The sequence below is a fragment of the Pseudochryseolinea flava genome (assembly GCF_003286915.1).
Taxonomy (GTDB): Bacteria; Bacteroidota; Bacteroidia; order Cytophagales; family Cyclobacteriaceae; genus Ohtaekwangia; species Ohtaekwangia flava.
Genome location: NZ_QMFY01000002.1, coordinates 549,918 through 565,295, shown reverse-complemented (window position 1 = coordinate 565,295; position 15,378 = coordinate 549,918). Strand labels below are relative to the sequence as shown.

The 15,378-nt window shown below is 44.0% G+C and carries 13 protein-coding genes; 2 read left to right on the top strand and 11 right to left on the bottom strand.

Annotation, left to right across the window (positions count from 1 at the left end):
• Window positions 1–103: 103 nt before the first annotated feature.
• The 9 genes from DQQ10_RS07540 to modA all read right to left on the bottom strand — a co-directional run bounded on the left by DQQ10_RS07540 (window position 104) and on the right by modA (window position 8,049).
• Window positions 104–469 carry a group III truncated hemoglobin gene (locus tag DQQ10_RS07540; RefSeq protein WP_112746201.1) on the bottom strand — a complete coding sequence of 122 codons (366 nt, stop codon included), beginning with the start codon at window positions 467–469 and terminating at the stop codon, window positions 104–106.
• A gap of 5 nt (window positions 470–474) precedes the next feature.
• Window positions 475–1,830 (bottom strand): oxygen-independent coproporphyrinogen III oxidase, encoded by a 1,356-nt coding sequence (gene hemN, locus DQQ10_RS07535; protein WP_112746200.1) that lies wholly within the window; start codon window positions 1,828–1,830, stop codon window positions 475–477.
• Window positions 1,831–1,842: 12 nt separating this feature from the next.
• Complete coding sequence (ccoS, locus tag DQQ10_RS07530) at window positions 1,843–2,010, bottom strand: cbb3-type cytochrome oxidase assembly protein CcoS (protein WP_112746199.1); 168 nt, start codon at window positions 2,008–2,010, stop codon at window positions 1,843–1,845.
• 2 nt (window positions 2,011–2,012) lie between these two features.
• Complete coding sequence (locus tag DQQ10_RS07525) at window positions 2,013–4,394, bottom strand: heavy metal translocating P-type ATPase (protein WP_112746198.1); 2,382 nt, start codon at window positions 4,392–4,394, stop codon at window positions 2,013–2,015.
• 5 nt (window positions 4,395–4,399) lie between these two features.
• A complete protein-coding gene (locus DQQ10_RS07520) occupies window positions 4,400–5,251 on the bottom strand; it encodes a universal stress protein (protein ID WP_112746197.1) in 852 nt (283 codons plus the stop codon).
• Between the two features lie 85 nt (window positions 5,252–5,336).
• On the bottom strand, window positions 5,337–5,789 hold the full coding sequence (locus tag DQQ10_RS07515) for a pyridoxamine 5'-phosphate oxidase family protein (RefSeq protein ID WP_112746196.1): 453 nt from the start codon (window positions 5,787–5,789) through the stop codon (window positions 5,337–5,339).
• Between the two features lie 153 nt (window positions 5,790–5,942).
• Complete coding sequence (locus DQQ10_RS07510) at window positions 5,943–6,614, bottom strand: ABC transporter ATP-binding protein (protein ID WP_112746195.1); 672 nt, start codon at window positions 6,612–6,614, stop codon at window positions 5,943–5,945.
• The gene (modB, locus tag DQQ10_RS07505) at window positions 6,611–7,288 is read right to left on the bottom strand and encodes a molybdate ABC transporter permease subunit (RefSeq protein ID WP_112746194.1); all 678 of its coding nucleotides are present in this window, start codon (window positions 7,286–7,288) and stop codon (window positions 6,611–6,613) included. Before modB ends, DQQ10_RS07510 begins: the two co-directional genes overlap by 4 nt.
• Window positions 7,289–7,293: 5 nt before the next feature.
• Entirely contained in the window at window positions 7,294–8,049 is a 756-nt protein-coding gene (gene modA / locus DQQ10_RS07500; protein ID WP_112746193.1) for a molybdate ABC transporter substrate-binding protein, read from the bottom strand.
• Window positions 8,050–8,359: 310 nt separating this feature from the next.
• Between modA and DQQ10_RS07495 the strand changes: the two genes are divergently transcribed.
• Window positions 8,360–9,037, top strand: a complete 678-nt coding sequence (locus DQQ10_RS07495; RefSeq protein ID WP_133259575.1) for a hypothetical protein — start codon at window positions 8,360–8,362, stop codon at window positions 9,035–9,037.
• Window positions 9,038–9,096: 59 nt separating this feature from the next.
• On the opposite strand, the gene DQQ10_RS07490 is transcribed toward DQQ10_RS07495, so the two are convergent.
• Window positions 9,097–10,680 carry a M1 family metallopeptidase gene (locus DQQ10_RS07490; RefSeq protein ID WP_112746191.1) on the bottom strand — a complete coding sequence of 528 codons (1,584 nt, stop codon included), beginning with the start codon at window positions 10,678–10,680 and terminating at the stop codon, window positions 9,097–9,099.
• Between the two features lie 122 nt (window positions 10,681–10,802).
• Window positions 10,803–11,918 (bottom strand): acyltransferase family protein, encoded by a 1,116-nt coding sequence (locus DQQ10_RS07485; protein ID WP_112746190.1) that lies wholly within the window; start codon window positions 11,916–11,918, stop codon window positions 10,803–10,805.
• A gap of 253 nt (window positions 11,919–12,171) precedes the next feature.
• Here DQQ10_RS07485 and DQQ10_RS07480 point away from each other — a divergent pair, with 253 nt between their 5' ends.
• Window positions 12,172–15,366: a SusC/RagA family TonB-linked outer membrane protein gene (locus tag DQQ10_RS07480; RefSeq protein ID WP_112746261.1), complete on the top strand. Its 3,195-nt coding sequence runs from the start codon at window positions 12,172–12,174 to the stop codon at window positions 15,364–15,366.
• Window positions 15,367–15,378 lie beyond the last annotated feature (12 nt).

The following is a 15,378-nucleotide window of genomic DNA, read 5'->3' as shown; positions in this document are numbered from 1 at the left end:
GCGATAAATATGATTTTTGTCAGGAAGTCTGAAAAAGTGAAAAAGGGCTCGCAAAACGTAGTGCGAACCCTTTTTTTATCTTGTAAAAACGATCTTTTAATGCCTAGCGAAAGATGCTCATCTTAAAACGAAATACGGATGCAATGGCGTCTGCGCGTTCTTTGGCTTCCGTTGCTTTACCGCCGTGAAAATGCTCGTCTATTGTCATTTTGAATAAAGATAGCCACCGCTCGAAGTCGTCATTCTTGAGTTCTAAATGAAGATGCTTGGACAATGGATTACCCTTGTATGACTGTTCGCCAAGTAAAATCAGGCACCAAAAGTCGGTGATCACCGGCGTATGGTGAGCCCAATCGACGTTAGCAAAATGCGGTGCTAGGCGCTCATCATGACGAACTTTATTGTAAAAAGATGAAATGAGAAGCTCGACATCTTCCCGCGTAAAAATATCATGCTGCTGTTGAATCATAAGCTTTAGATTGCTTTGCTGAATCTGATTTTTTCGTCACCTGGGCTGTAGTTTGCGTCGAACACACTGCAGATGTTGCGAATAAAGGGTTCGCCCGTTGTAGTGATTTTTAAACCGTCGTGGCTCAAGTACAACAATCCTTCGTTCTCCATCGTCTGAAGTAGTGTTGTGATGTGATCGTTTTGAACGCGATCCAACAACGCCTGGTCGAGTTTACTGTTACAGCTAATCTGCAGTATGCATTGGCGGATAATCATATCTTCCGATTGCATGATATGGCCTCTAAAAATAGCCTCTGCTTGTTCATTGATATTGGCAAAGTAATCTTCAACGTGCTTTACATTTTGTGCGTACGCATATTTGGCGTCGCTGATTGCCGAAGCACCAAGACCAATGAGAAGTTCTGTGTTGGTAGTGGTGTAGCCCATAAAGTTCCGGTGAAGTTTTCCGGTAATGTGCGCTTTAAATAAAGTATCGTGTCGGAGAGAAAAGTGGTCCATGCCAATATCGACATATTCATTTTTCTTCAATAGGTGACGACCGATCTCATAGAGGTGTCGTTTTAATGCTTGCGTTGGAAGATCACTGTCCTCGTAACCACGTTGCCCTGGTTTTATCCACGGTACATGTGCATAGCTATAAAACGAAAGCCTATCAGGGCGAAGCGTTAAGATCTTTTCAATTGTTTCAGAAACGGTGAAGGGTGTTTGAAACGGCAGACCATAGATTAAGTCATAACTCACCGATGTGTAGCCAATATCCCGTGCATCCTGCGTCGCCCGCAGAAGATTTTCAAATGGTTGTATCCGATGAATGGTATGTTGTACTTTTTCATCAAGATCTTGTACACCAAAGCTTACGCGTGTGAATCCAAGATCATAGAACATTTGTAAATGCTCACGCGATGTGTTGTTCGGATGTCCTTCAAAGCTGAACTCATAGTCTGGGTGAATGTCAACATCTTCGAGAATAGATGTAATAAGCAAGTGAAGATTTTTTACGCTGAAGAACGTTGGTGTACCGCCACCGAGGTGCAGTTCACGGAGTGTTGGCTTTCGTCCAAAAATCTTTTTATAGCCTTGCCATTCTTTTAATATCGCCTGAATGTAAGGCGCCTCGACGCTGTGATTTTTGGTAATGCGTGTTGTACAAGCGCAGTAGGTGCATAGGCTCTCACAAAATGGCAGATGGATATATAAACTGATTCCTTTCTCGTCGTTTGTTTCTTCAAAGGTTTTCGCTACGGCCTGAGTCCACTGCGCTTTTGTAAAGTCGCTTGTGTTCCAAGCTGGCACCGTCGGATAACTTGTGTATCGTGGAGTTGGAACATCGTATTTACGAAGTAATGCATTTGCTGTCATAATTTTGTCAAGCTAGTGGTTGTCTTTTGGTTCTCCCTCGGGTTTGTCTTCAAATAGCATTCTAACCGAAGGCGTGTAAGTGTCGTCGTATTGACCGTTTTTCATATTCCAATAAAATACACCCAAGAATAACACGGCGATAAGAAGACTTATACAGATAAGGATGATGATAATACCCATGGTTAATTCATTTTAGTTTTTGTCGCCGCATAACGAACGGCGAGTGTGCTGAATCCAACGACGCTGATGCTACTAATCGGCATAATGATCGCAGCGACAAGCGGAGTGAGATTTCCGGTGACGGCGAAACTCAACGCAATCGCATTGTAGAAGAAGGAGATTCCAAATCCAATGCGCAGAATCGATGACGACTTGCGTGAAAAGCGTAGCATTTTGTCTATCGATGTGATTTGTTCTCCCAGCAAAATGCCATCACAAGCCGGCGTGAATACACCTTGGTTGTCGGATATCGCTATGCCAACGTCGCTTTGTTTTAATGCTCCGGAGTCATTCAGGCCGTCACCGATCATCATCACTTTTCGTCCTTGCGCCTGAAGGTTTTTGATGTGTTCAAGTTTTTCTTGCGGTGATTGGTTGAAATGAAGTTCAACGTCAGCACCAAACAAGGCGCGCATTGCTTCTTTGTCGTGATCATGATCGCCGGATAGCAATGCGAACGCGCGTGACCCGAGTCGTTTAATCATCGCCCCGATATCTTTCCGGATAGCAGTCGTGATTGAAAAGCGACAACTGAATTGTCCATCAATCGAAACAAAAACATGTGATGCGGTTGGTGATACTTTTTCGGTTATGCCGGTAAAGGTAGCCGAGCCTATTTTGAATAGCCTTCCATCGATAAAAGCTTCAATACCTTTCCCTGGTAGCTCCTTGAATTTGTCGACCGTGATATCTGCTCGTTGATGCAAAAAGTTAGTGACGTGCGATGATAATGGATGTGTTGAAAAACTTGTCAGCGTCTTGATGCAAGCCAGCGTATATTCATTTGGCTTACCGTCGATCAATATTGTGGGCTCGCTGCCATGTGTAACCGTCCCCGTCTTGTCAAATACAACAGTGTCGATACTGGCCATGCGTTCGATGATATCGGCATTCTTTAAATACAATTTATTACGTCCGGCTACGCGGAGCATACTTCCTAAAGTGAAAGGAGCCGCCAATGCTAACGCGCATGGGCAAGCCACCATTAGTACCGACGTGAGTACGAGCCACATTTGGGAGGGATACGTTATGTACCAGTATGTAGCTGTAATGATCGCAATACCCAACACAATCCAGGTGAACTTTCTCGCAGCTCTGTCGATTACCTTTTGATATTGACTCTCTTCTGTTTTCTTGAAGGCGTCATTATTCCACAAGCTGGTAAGGTGACTTTGTGATGTACTCTTCTCAACCACCAACGTGACAGGCGTTCCGATGAGTCTCCCGCCGGCATACACTAGCTCGGCTTGCTTTACTTTTACGGGTTTAGATTCTCCTGTTACGAAACTGTAATCGATGTAAGCGTGACTGTCCAAAAGAATACTGTCCGCAGGAACCAGTTCCATATTTCTGATGCGTATTTGATCGTGCTGCTTGAGTTTGTGAACAACAGTGGGTTTCCATCCGTCTTTTTCAAGTTTAGAAACGGCAAGCGGAAAGTATGAAGTGAAATCTCGATCGAAGGAAAGGCTTTCATACGTTTTACTTTGGAACCATCTCCCGATGAGCAGAAAGAAAACAAGCCCAGTAAATGAGTCTAGATATCCTGGGCCAGTAGCGGTGATGATATCGTAGCTGCTTCGTGCAAAAAGGGCAATGAGTCCTGCCGCAATCGGGACATCGATATTAATCTGTTTTTGTTTGAAACTTTTAAATGCGGATGTGAGATAGTCAATCCCACTATAGAATAACACGGGGATTGCGAGCGCTAAGTTCAGTTTCGAGAATAATCGCATCAAGTATGCGTCATTGTGATCGATGCCGAGGTATTCCGGAAAGCTGAAGAGCATCACATTGCCGAAACAAAATCCTGCGATAGCAACTTTTGTTGCGAGTGTGTTGTCACTTTTTTTGTCATGCTGGGCTGCAAGCGTAATCTTCGGTGCATAGCCAACGGATGCGATTAGGTCGGCTACGTGCGCTAACGAAATTTTTTCGGGGTTATAGTCGATCGTAACAGATTTCTTTCCGAATACAACCTCTGAATGGATGACGCCATCGCTGAGCTTGTGTAAATTCTCAAGTAACCAAATACACGAAGTGCAGTGGATAGCAGGGACAAAGAAGGTAACTTTTGCAAACGTCGGCGACTGAAACGTGAGTAGTTTCTTTTGCGCGTCAGCGTCGTCAAGGTACCCATAAGTCTCGTCTGTTTTTTGCTTGCGCGTTGTGCCAGGTTTCTGATCGAGCGTATAATACGTACACAAGTTGTTGGTGTCGAGAATTTCATAGACCGTCATGCATCCCTGGCAACAAAACGGCTTATCATGAAACCATTGTGTTTCGTCTTCGCACTGCTGTCCGCAATGAAAACAGACAAGATCATATGTAACCTCAGTTGCCATCGGTGTTATGCTTCAACCGGAATATTCTTGATGGCGTAAGTCCAGATCGGAAGGTCTGCGTGGTTGACGACGTCTTCAGTTTTGCTTTCGTTGAAGATGTGGGCGAGCCCCTTTCTACCATGCGTGCCCATGGCGATAAGATCGGCACCGATGTGCTTACTGAATTCAATCACACCACGTTCTTCGTTTAGTGCATTGAAGATGTTAATGCTAAAATTTTTGAAGCCGTACGTTTTGACAAAAGTGTTCAGCTCTGCCAATGAATCGAGATCAGATTTGAAATTCACAATCGTATTGATTCTAACAATATGAAGTTTTGCTTTGAAGTGCGCTTGAAGTGCTTTTACTTTTTCGATCAAGTCATGTTGATTGCTTTCGTCGAGGCCATTGGCGAAAACGATATTCTTTACCGACAGCTTCTTATAGTCTTTGATGACGATCACTGGTATAGTTGATTTACGAACAACTTTTTCTGCGTTTGATCCGATGAATAACTCGCGGATTCCAGAGGCGCCATGAGAGCCGATAAGAATCAAATCTGCTTTGCTTTTGATTGCCGTATCGGAGATCATAAGCGCTGGCGTTCCAAACAAAACGTGTCTATTGATGCGAACATTTTTTACTGCGTATTTAGTGATCAGTTTTTCGAAGCGTTCTTCGGTTTTCTCGCGAAGTTCTTTCAGAAGCTGCTTCTCGAAATTGAGTACAGGCATGAGTACACTATCACTTAAAATTGGTAGTTCGATCACGTGAAGTAATTCTACAGTAGCTTTTGTCTTGCTGGCGAAGTCAAGAGCATGGCGGAAGGCGTTAATCGCAGGTTTCGAAAAATCGCAGGGTACGAGGATCTTTTTCATGGTGACTGGGCTTTGATTTAAGTCAAAGGTATGGCGGCTTAACTCAGTACGCGTTGATGATGGTCACCGGCGATCCTGATTTTTGTCAGGATTTTTCGAATTTGCCGGAAATATCTTCAATGACGATCTTATAAATCACGGGCTGCTTTTTCTTGATGACATGCTGTGGCCGTGTATCAACTACGCGATCGGGCGAGACGGTTTCTCCTAGTGTTAGCGGCGCCAGCTGATCATCGAATAAGCTCCGTATTTTTTCTTGTTCTGCTGGCGATGTGATCTCCTCGAATCGTCCCCACACGATAACACTTCGCCAGTTGGTAAGGCTGTCGATGTTGTCGACTTGAAAACAGACAGAGGCATTTTTTCGCATGGCAGCAGTCTTGTTTCCTTCAATGGCATGGCTGTAGATGTGTTTCGCATCAGTCGCGTAAGCGATCGGAATAATGGTAATGCGCTGAGCGTCGTGAAATCCCAGTCGACCAATGTGGTTACTTGTCAGGATATGACGACATTGATTTTCGGTAAGTTGGCCTAGCATAAGTTTTTGTTACAAAAGTAATTCCCCGAAAATGGGAGCGACCTGATTTTCGTCAGCGACGGTTTTGATTGTGGTCACAATCGTGATCAGTAGTGTTGGAGGTTGCAGGATGCGTTTATGCGCAAGACTGGGTAAGAAAATCAGATGTAGCGATTATGCAATCAATGCGCGTGGCGGGCAATCTTTTATAATACGGCCACCTTCTAATACCAATACACGATTGGATAACTTCATGATCTCAGGTAAGTCATGGCTAACTAAAATTGTCTTTAGCTTAAATTCAGCATGAAACTTCAGGATGTAATCTTGCAATTTGGCGCGCATCTCCGAATCCAACGCAGATAGCGGTTCATCGAGTAGTAGCACCCTCGGCTTTCGAACGAGCGCTCTTGTTAAAGCGATCCGTTGTTTTTGTCCGCCTGAAAGTAGATGTGGTTTTTTGTGCTGTAAGTTTTTTAATTCAGTAATGTCAAGAAGTTCATCTACGATACGCGTGGGTTCACCTTGAGGTAGTGCGAAGGTAAGGTTTTCGCGCACGGTCATATTCGGAAAGAGCGAGTAATCTTGAAAGACGATTCCTACATGACGATATTGAGGTTTGGTGAAGAGTCGATTCGATTTACTATACCACATGGCGCGATCAACTTCAATGGTACCGTCATCAGGTTTCATCAGTCCGGCAATCATCCTTAATATGCTTGATTTCCCGGAGCCCGTAGGTCCATATAAACTAACAAGCTCGCCGTCATGAATGTCTACATCAATGTTAAGGTGAAGAGGTCCATCGGCACCAATCAACGTATGCGTAAGATTTATCTTCATCATAAGATTTCAATTTTGCGCCGATGATTGTAGTTGATGATGTATACGATAGTCAGGATCATAAATGAAAAGGCAAGGAGGGCGATTGAATACATATTTGCCTTGTCGTAGTTCATCGATTCCACTTCATCGTAAATTGCAATGGAGATGACGCGCGTTTCATCAGGTATATTTCCACCGACCATTAACACCACGCCAAACTCTCCAATCGTATGCGCGAAAGCAAGAATGCAACCCGTGAGGAGCGAGGCTTTGATGTTTGGCAGCAGAACTTTTATCAACGTTGTCATTCGACCTTTGCCAAGTGTGTAAGCCGCATCAAGCAATGTTCTCGGAAGTTGTTGAAATCCGGATTGAATCGGCTGTACCATGAATGGCATACTGTAAATGAGCGATGCAATGACAAGTCCCGGAAATGAGAACACGAATTGGATATCGAGATATTCATGAAGAAGTCTTCCGAAAGTATTTTGCGGACTAAAAGCTAAGAGGAGATAAAATCCCAGCACGGAAGGGGGCAACACAATGGGGAGTGCAACGAGAGCCTCGACCACTACTTTGATCTTAAATCGACTGTATGCAAGCCAATACGCGAGGGGAACACCAACGATGAAAAGAATCGCCGTCGTGACAAGCGATAATTTAAGCGTAAGGATGAAAGGCGCAAAATCCCACATTGCCGCTACGGTTTTGTAAATCCAAAATGTGCTAAAATCGACATGCCTTCACTGCTTTTTACAAAATCCAAAAATGATGCTGCGAGCTGTTTCCCCTTTCCGTAAGCTGTTATGATAGCGCCTTGTATAAGCGGCTTATGTGTGTGTTCCGGAATGATGTAATAGCGGCCCTGTGTACGCATCGTTGGAGCAACGGCCAATGAAAGCGCAATGACGCCAATGTCGGCCGCACCTGTGGCAACGAACTGCGCTGTCTGCGATATGTTTTCTCCGTACACAAGTTTCGTGTTGATGGATGATTTTAGTTTAGCATGCTCGATACTTTCCATAGCGCGTTGTCCATAAGGCGCATGTTTCGGGTTAGCGATTGCAATTTTTTTTATCGATGCGTCTTCAAGCGTTCTCATGCCGGACACGGTCGGGTCTAATGTTTTGCTCCACAGGACAATTCTTCCCTTTGCATACGCGTAAACTTCAGACGATGCCAAGTTACTTTCCATCAGTTTTGTTGGGTAGGCAATGTCTGCGGAAAAGAATACATCGAGTGGTGCGCCGTGACGTATCTGTTCGTGAAATTTTCCAGACGAACCATATGTTGCTTCAACTTCTCCTGAATTCTTTTTTTGGAATGCTGTTATAAGCGAGTCCATGGCAAACTTTAAATCGGAGGCAGCGGCAACGCGTATTTTCTTTTCCTGGCCGAATGAAAGGGTAGTAGCTGTAAGCAGGAATAGTATAAAAAGGTTGTGCGTGCGCGTCATCGTGAAAAATCAATGACGAAGGTAAGGGTTAATTTCTTGCATTGAAAGTTGTTTGTATATGGAAATTAGTTTTCTGTCAGGTGGATTCTTCGATATAGTCGGACGGATATTTCGATACCTTTCAGGGGCCGGCATTCAATGTCATTGACTTTAGTACTGAACATAATGATCCCCAAAAATCGTGTCTCCCTTTGGACGCCGGGTGAAGAGAAATCTCAACGACATGGGTCCGACATTTCGGGCAATACGAGCAAAAAAGGGAAAATGCCCGGTTGATCTCATTTAGAAATCTCATTATATTAAAATGACGATGTATAATACCACCGACAAATCATATCGCCAGGCCCGGGCCATTAAGGCAGGAACCTATAGACTTCCCTTGGTCTATCAGGATTTTGTCGATTGGCTGAGTCGTCAGTTTAATGTATCGGTGTTGGACTTTGCTTGCGAGACCAAAGAAACCTCGAAAGGATTAAAACAGCAGTTGCTTTACGTTATTGTTGAGCGCGTTTCAGATGCTGCCAGATTGGAATCGGATCGCGGAAACGACATACGGATCGCACACGAATTTGTTAGCTACTTTTCATCGCTTGATGCGGAAGCTCGAACCATTGACCCGTTGAAAAGCAACGTGTTCGCGTTGAATACCGATCCATATCCAGAGGTTATTATTGCGTATCGCCCACTGGAAGAGATTGAAAAAAAGATTGTTGATGAGAAGATAAAATCAGAATGTCATGCTGTCATTCGTAAATATGGTGAGGTATGGACGATGTCAGACAATGTTATTTTCTTTTACACCGATCAGCAAGTCATGGAGAATCAAATCAACGGCGAAGCCAAAAAGCTACTTCAGGAAATCTTAAGCATCATGAAAAAATATGATGAGTTTGGATATTTCGGTACCCACTCGCTTTCATTTCGGTTTGATAGTAAAGAATCCTTCGACCGCGATTTTCAAGGAAACTGGTATTACTACTGGAAGTAGTGCAAAAAAAACTGTTGCCCAGGTCTTGAGCAACAGTCTTTAGTAAAGTTCTTTTTTGGCTATTCGAATTTGCCTTCTTTTTTTGTTAAGAGAAAGAAGTCAGTAAGGTCCTTGCCGGTGGCCGATTCAAAAGCATTTTCCATGTCAACAGGTTGTGGATGTTTGTGCTTCCATTTTTGAAAGTAGTTCTTAACGGCGAGGTCAACTTGATCCTGACCAATAGCGCTTTCTAGAATATACATCCAAAGGGCAGTTTTTACATACGATACAATTCCGTATTCGGCAGATGATGGAAACTTGTCTGCAGGAATATCCATAGCCGATTGCATGGGTAAATGTTTTTCAATCGTTGTGTAAATCACTTGCAGGAACTGATCAGCAGGAAGTTTTTTTAGTTCTTTTGGAAGTGAATTTCCGAAGATGCTGTTGCTGCGATATTTTTCACCTTCGTAACGAAATTGGTAGTACGTGTTTAAGCCTTCGTCCATCCAAGTATGGTCACGCTCATTACTTCCCAGCATACTCATAAACCAATTATGGCCTACTTCATGGGTGATCACGGCATCCAATGACTCTTCTTCTGCATTTGGTGCTGTAATCAATGTTATCATCGGGTACTCCATACCACCGCTGGAATTATTCTGAGGTCCTTCTACGACTTGAACAACCGGGTACTCATATTCACCAATCCATCCACTGTATTTGTGAATAGCGTCTTTGATGAAGTCAATGCTGTTGTTCCATAATGTTTTCTTGGCGTCATGGTAGAATGAGAAAGCGTCTACTACTTTACCGCTCTTCAAACGCACGGTGTCATATTGAATCACAAAATCTTTGTCGGCAAACCAGGCAAAGTCAGGCACTTGCTTCGCTGTATACTGAAGTGTTTTGGTTGCCTTCTTCGTAATCGGCGTGTAAGGGGTGGGCGATTTCTTACGGTTTGCTGCGTTTTTTGCGCCGATAGTTTTGTAAGCCTTTAGTTCGTCGACTGTTAAAAGCGTGCCTGTTGCGCCGACAACATAGTTCGCAGGAACGGTGAGCGATACATTGAAATCGGCGTACTCACTATAAAACTCGCCCATGTCGAGGTAAGGAAATGCGTGCCATCCAGAAGCGTCAAACACCGCTGGTTTCGGATACCACTGACACGCCATAAATTCGTTTGCTGAATAACCCGACCGCGAAAAGTATTCGGGAAGAAAAACCTTGAACGGTGTGCTAATAGAAATAGAGTCACCAGGCGCAAGCGGGTTGTTCAGGATTAGTTTAATGACATCCACATATTGTGGATTTTCATGGGGTTTCGTTTCTGCAGCCTTGTCATTCACTTTAAAAGAAAGTCCCTCGATATGGCCATAGCTAAGCTTGGTGCCTTTTGCTGAAAGTTCCGGATCTTTCTTAATCTGCTTCATGAGCGCGGTAGAATCGTTGCTATAAGCATTTGGCCAAATGTGAAACCAGATGAAGTCTAGCGACTGTGGCGAGTTGTTTTTATAAATGATTGTTTCTGTTCCGGTGATGGTTTTGTCTTTGTCGTTGAGTTCAGCGTTGATGGTGTAGTGTAGTTTTTGTTGCCAATAGTTCTCTTGTGCGAGAAGAGGCGATACGACAATCAAAAGGAAGAGGCCAATGGTGTATTTCATCAGGGGTTAAAATGTTTAAGACTTCAAAAATAAGAAAAAGCGACCGGAGTATTTTGTTTTTTCGGCGCGCGATACAGGCACGAAAACAATGATCCAAATTCGTTCAAGTGCCACGCGATACTTTACTTTGCTACAAATTTCCGGGTAAGCCAATTTCGGAGTGGCTCATCGTACAATTTTAGCGCGGCATACGACAATGCGATGGAACCGACAAACACAAGTACTGCTACGAGCGCTGTATCTTCAATGCTGTAGCGGTGCTCCTGTACCCAACCGGTGTAGATGTAAATCAAGGGATAGTGTGTGATGTAAATTGGGTAAGATATGTCGCCTAAGAATTTGCAGATGTTGTTTTGGATTGGACCTTCAACGCGTCCACTGGCGCCGAGGTAAATAACAATCGGAAAAATCAGGATGATCGTCAGTGAATCATATAAACCATTCATCCAGAGGTTTTCGCTTCCGCCGATCCGTGGCATGGCCAGAACAATTAGAAGTAACAAGCTGCACCACGTGAAAGCGTTGCTGATGGTTCCGAGTTTAATGATGCGCGAAAGGAGTAAGCCCGCCAGAAAAGGAAACAGCAATCTTACGCTGCCAATGTAAAGTTGTGTGGGATCCAATGACCAGCCACCGATTACGTCGCCGTACGGGTTTGTCAATCCAAGGTGAATCAATGCGCCGGCGGCCAACACTGCAAGTACCGCAAGTGCAATGTTGGGCAGTCGCCGAAGGCCAACCGCATAGAGAATGTTCGCGACATACTCGAAGAAAAGAGTCCACGCGGGACCGTTTAACGGATGCATTTCTTGCCACCCGCGGATATCCATGGAAATAGGGAGTGGTATAAGTGTAAAACCAATGATCATCACCACGAGTAATGTCGATAAAGGAACTTCATCGATTTTTGGCCATGGTGCCGAATCTTGAAAATAGAAACAGACTGCGCCAACGAGCATCCCGAAGATAATCAATGGGTGAAGCCTGATGAGTCTTCTTTTGAAGAACTCGCCGAGGGAAAGTTTTTGCCAGCGATCGTCGTACGCATAGCCGATCACAAATCCGGAAAGTAAAAAGAAGAAATCTACGGCGAGATAGCCGTGGTTGATCATCATATCCAAATGGCTGGTAGCATGCGCTTCCAAGATGTGAAATGCCACTACCGTGATAGCGGCGACACCGCGAAGTCCATCGAGAATAATGTAATGTGGTTTTGTATTGGGCAATTGTACGTTCATAGCCCGCTGAATTTAGGGAAAACGTCGACGAGAAAAAAGCCAAAAGATTTCGTCGGTATAGGTGGGATTTTAAGGTTCATGTCTTTCAGCGTATAGCCAAAGCGTTGTGTCAGGTCTGTTTTTTACCACTTTGTCTGTTTTTTTAATGTTACGTAAAAAGTATAGCGCGGTACAATGCCTTAAAGATTTCATAATCACACGTTTCTTTCCAGGTCATAATTCAATCCTACGTTTGCGCATAAACCAAATTACGATGGATGAAATCTCTACGCTAAAAAAAACAATTCAATTTCTGCTAATGGGATGTTTGCTCTTGATCACTGCTTACTCGGTGAACGCGCAAAATACCATTGAAGGCATTGTAACAGACAGCGTCAATACACCACTTCCTGGTGTGAACGTGCTGATCAAGGGTACCACAACCGGAACAGTTACAAACGCAAGTGGTCAGTTTACGCTAGGTGCGGCGGGCGTGAATGAAAATAGTATTCTGCTTTTCAGTTTTATCGGGTATCGCTCGCAAGAAGTTGCGCTTAACGGAAATACAAAATTAAACATTGTGTTGTCTGAAGATCGTGCCATGCTCAATGAAGTTGTTGTTACAGCACTCGGTATCAAAAGAGAAGAAAAAGCATTGGGGTATTCAACGCAGGTGTTAAATCAAAATGCGATGACGGATGCAAGATCGAACAATTGGTCTTCAGCATTGTCAGGGAAAGTCGCCGGATTGAATTTGATATCCGCGGGTTCTGGTCCTTTGAATTCCACGCGAATCAAGTTGCGTGGCGATAATTCGTTCACCACAAATGGTAATACGGCGCTTATTGTATTGGACGGCGTCCCGATGAATACCGGCACGGTGACCTCAGGCGTTACAAATGCGTACGGTGCAGGATCTGGCAACGATGTTCCAATTGACTTCGGTAACGGTATCGCCGATATCAATCCTGATGACATTGAAAGTATTACGGTGTTGAAGGGTGCAAGTGCGGCAGCGTTATATGGTAGTCGTGGTGGTAGTGGTGCAATCTTGATTACAACGAAATCGGGTTCGCGAAAGAACAAGGGGCTAGGCGTCACAATCAATTCGAATATCAGTGTCAACGATATCTTGAAGTGGCCAGATTACCAATATGAATATGGACAAGGCACAGGAAAAGCATTGAACGCCGATGGTCAATTGTACTACTCATACGGTGCAACGGCGGATGGTGCGAGCACCGGTGGAACGAGTAGCGCATTTGGTCCAAGGTTCGAAGGTCAGTCGTATTATCAATACGATCCCACAACGGAGACAGGAACAACAGAACGTCAATTGTGGAGACCATATAAAGATAACATCAAAGGTTTTTGGCGCACGGGATCAACCATTGCGAATAGCATATCGCTAGATGGCGGCGGTGAAAATGGTTCCGCACGCGCATCTATCACGCACACCAAGAACGAATGGATCATGCCCAACACGGGATTCGAAAGGATTAATGCTGCTTTCAGTTTTAATCAAAAAGTGTCTTCTAAAATTGGGGTCAATGGAAAGTTGAATTATACGCGTAAGCAGAGTGATAACTTGCCTGCTACGGGATATAACAATCAATCTATTTCTTACTTCATGATCTTTCAAAATCCCAACGTCGACCTGAAGTGGTATGAGCCTCGTTGGAAAAAAGGAAAAGATCAGATCGATCAGGTACACCCATTCAGTGGCTTCATTGATAATCCATATTTGATTGCTTATGAAATGACAAACAGTGTGCTGAGCAATTCGTATGTTGGGTCGTTGTCAGCTACGTATGAAATCTCCAAAAAGTTTGAATTGATGGTTCGTGGCGGTATGACGCTAAATCAGGAGGAACGTGCTCAGAAACGTCCATACAGTACAGCGAATTTTCAAAAAGGATATTTCAAAGTTCAAAACATAAGCTACTCCGAAATCAATACAGATTTCCTCTTCACTTATAAAGATAAGTTCTTTGATAAATTTGATTTTCGCATGTCCGTCGGTGGGAATCATATGAAGCAAGATCTCGATCAAATGGATGCTTATGTAAACGGATTGGTCATTCCTGCAGAGTACAAACTCGGAAATGGTGTGTCCACGCCAATGGTCACATCAAACGATCAAGATCGCATGCTTAACAGTGTGTACGGTTTGATGACCGTGTCTTACGACGACAAGATATTTTTCGACGTTACTGCGCGAAACGATTGGGCGAGCACCATCAAACGATCTGAAGCATCTTTCTTCTATCCTTCAGCGAGCACTAGTTTTATCCTAAGTGAAATGCTGACGCTACCAAAGACGATCTCTTATGCAAAAGTTAGATTTTCCGTGTCTGGTGTCGGTGGTGATGCACAGCCTTATAAAAACAAAAAGTACTATGTGCCAGTTGAGTTTGCGGGATCGGCGGTATTAGATCAGACACTATACAACGCTGACTTTATTCCGGAATTCAATACCAATTACGAAGGCGGGTTAGAGTTATTCTTACTTGAAAAGAGAATCGGAGTGAACGCGACGTGGTACCGAAATGTGACCAGTAATAACATCGTAGATGTACCGGTAGATCCAACAACCGGATATACAAGAAAATGGCTCAATGCTGGAAAAGTGCGTAATCAAGGTGTGGAGCTCGTGTTTACCGGTAGCCCTGTCGTTGCACGTAACTTCAAATGGAATACGACGGTCACTTGGGCGAAGAACTTTAATAAGGTACTCACATTGCCGGAAGAACTTGGTGGTAGAATGGATCTTGGCTACGGTGGTAATGCGACAGTGTCGGCAACGGTAGGCGGTACAACAGGAGATATTTATGGTTTTGGATTTAAGCGCGCACCTGATGGACAAATCATTTATACGAAAGATGGTCTGCCTGCGCGTCCCGACAACATCCAATACATCGGCAACGCATACGCTGATTGGAAGGGTGGATTCTTAAATGAATTCAGCTATAAGCAATGGCGTATGAGCTTCTTGATTGATGGTCAATATGGTGGTATTGTCTACTCGCAAACACATCATAAGATGTCAGAGCAAGGAAAGTTGAAGCATACACTCCGTGGTAGAGAGGAAGGATATATCGTAGGCGAGGGCGTTGTGGAAAATGCTGACGGTACTTTTTCGCCGAATACGAAACAAGTTTTGCTTCCGGATTATTATGCGGACTATTATCGCCGTGCAAATGTGGAATCAAATTCTTTTGACGCATCGTATGTGAAATTGCGTGAAGTACGTCTTGAGTTTTCAATGCCCAAGAAATGGTTAGCGCGTACACCGATTCAACAAGCAAGCATCGCATTGTATGGTCGCGACCTGTTGATGATTACTGACTTCCCAATGTTTGATCCTGAAACGGCGGCACTCAATGGCTCTACATTACTTCCTGGTATCGAGATGGGGCAGTTGCCAACACCACGTACTTATGGATTGAATATCAATCTTAAACTTTAATGCACACACTCA

Bases quoted from the DNA above. Each gene is read 5' to 3' on its own strand.
- DQQ10_RS07510 (WP_112746195.1), bottom strand. From the start codon at position 6,614: ATGATGAAGATAAATCTTACGCATACGTTGATTGGTGCCGATGGACCT.
- ccoS (WP_112746199.1), bottom strand. From the start codon at position 2,010: ATGGGTATTATCATCATCCTTATCTGTATAAGTCTTCTTATCGCCGTG.
- DQQ10_RS07515 (WP_112746196.1), bottom strand. From the start codon at position 5,789: ATGCTAGGCCAACTTACCGAAAATCAATGTCGTCATATCCTGACAAGT.
- modB (WP_112746194.1), bottom strand. From the start codon at position 7,288: ATGTGGGATTTTGCGCCTTTCATCCTTACGCTTAAATTATCGCTTGTC.
- DQQ10_RS07520 (WP_112746197.1), bottom strand. From the start codon at position 5,251: ATGAAAAAGATCCTCGTACCCTGCGATTTTTCGAAACCTGCGATTAAC.
- DQQ10_RS07490 (WP_112746191.1), bottom strand. From the start codon at position 10,680: ATGAAATACACCATTGGCCTCTTCCTTTTGATTGTCGTATCGCCTCTT.
- DQQ10_RS07480 (WP_112746261.1), top strand. From the start codon at position 12,172: ATGGATGAAATCTCTACGCTAAAAAAAACAATTCAATTTCTGCTAATG.
- DQQ10_RS07525 (WP_112746198.1), bottom strand. From the start codon at position 4,394: ATGGCAACTGAGGTTACATATGATCTTGTCTGTTTTCATTGCGGACAG.
- DQQ10_RS07495 (WP_133259575.1), top strand. From the start codon at position 8,360: ATGTATAATACCACCGACAAATCATATCGCCAGGCCCGGGCCATTAAG.
- modA (WP_112746193.1), bottom strand. From the start codon at position 8,049: ATGACGCGCACGCACAACCTTTTTATACTATTCCTGCTTACAGCTACT.
- DQQ10_RS07540 (WP_112746201.1), bottom strand. From the start codon at position 469: ATGATTCAACAGCAGCATGATATTTTTACGCGGGAAGATGTCGAGCTT.
- hemN (WP_112746200.1), bottom strand. From the start codon at position 1,830: ATGACAGCAAATGCATTACTTCGTAAATACGATGTTCCAACTCCACGA.
- DQQ10_RS07485 (WP_112746190.1), bottom strand. From the start codon at position 11,918: ATGAACGTACAATTGCCCAATACAAAACCACATTACATTATTCTCGAT.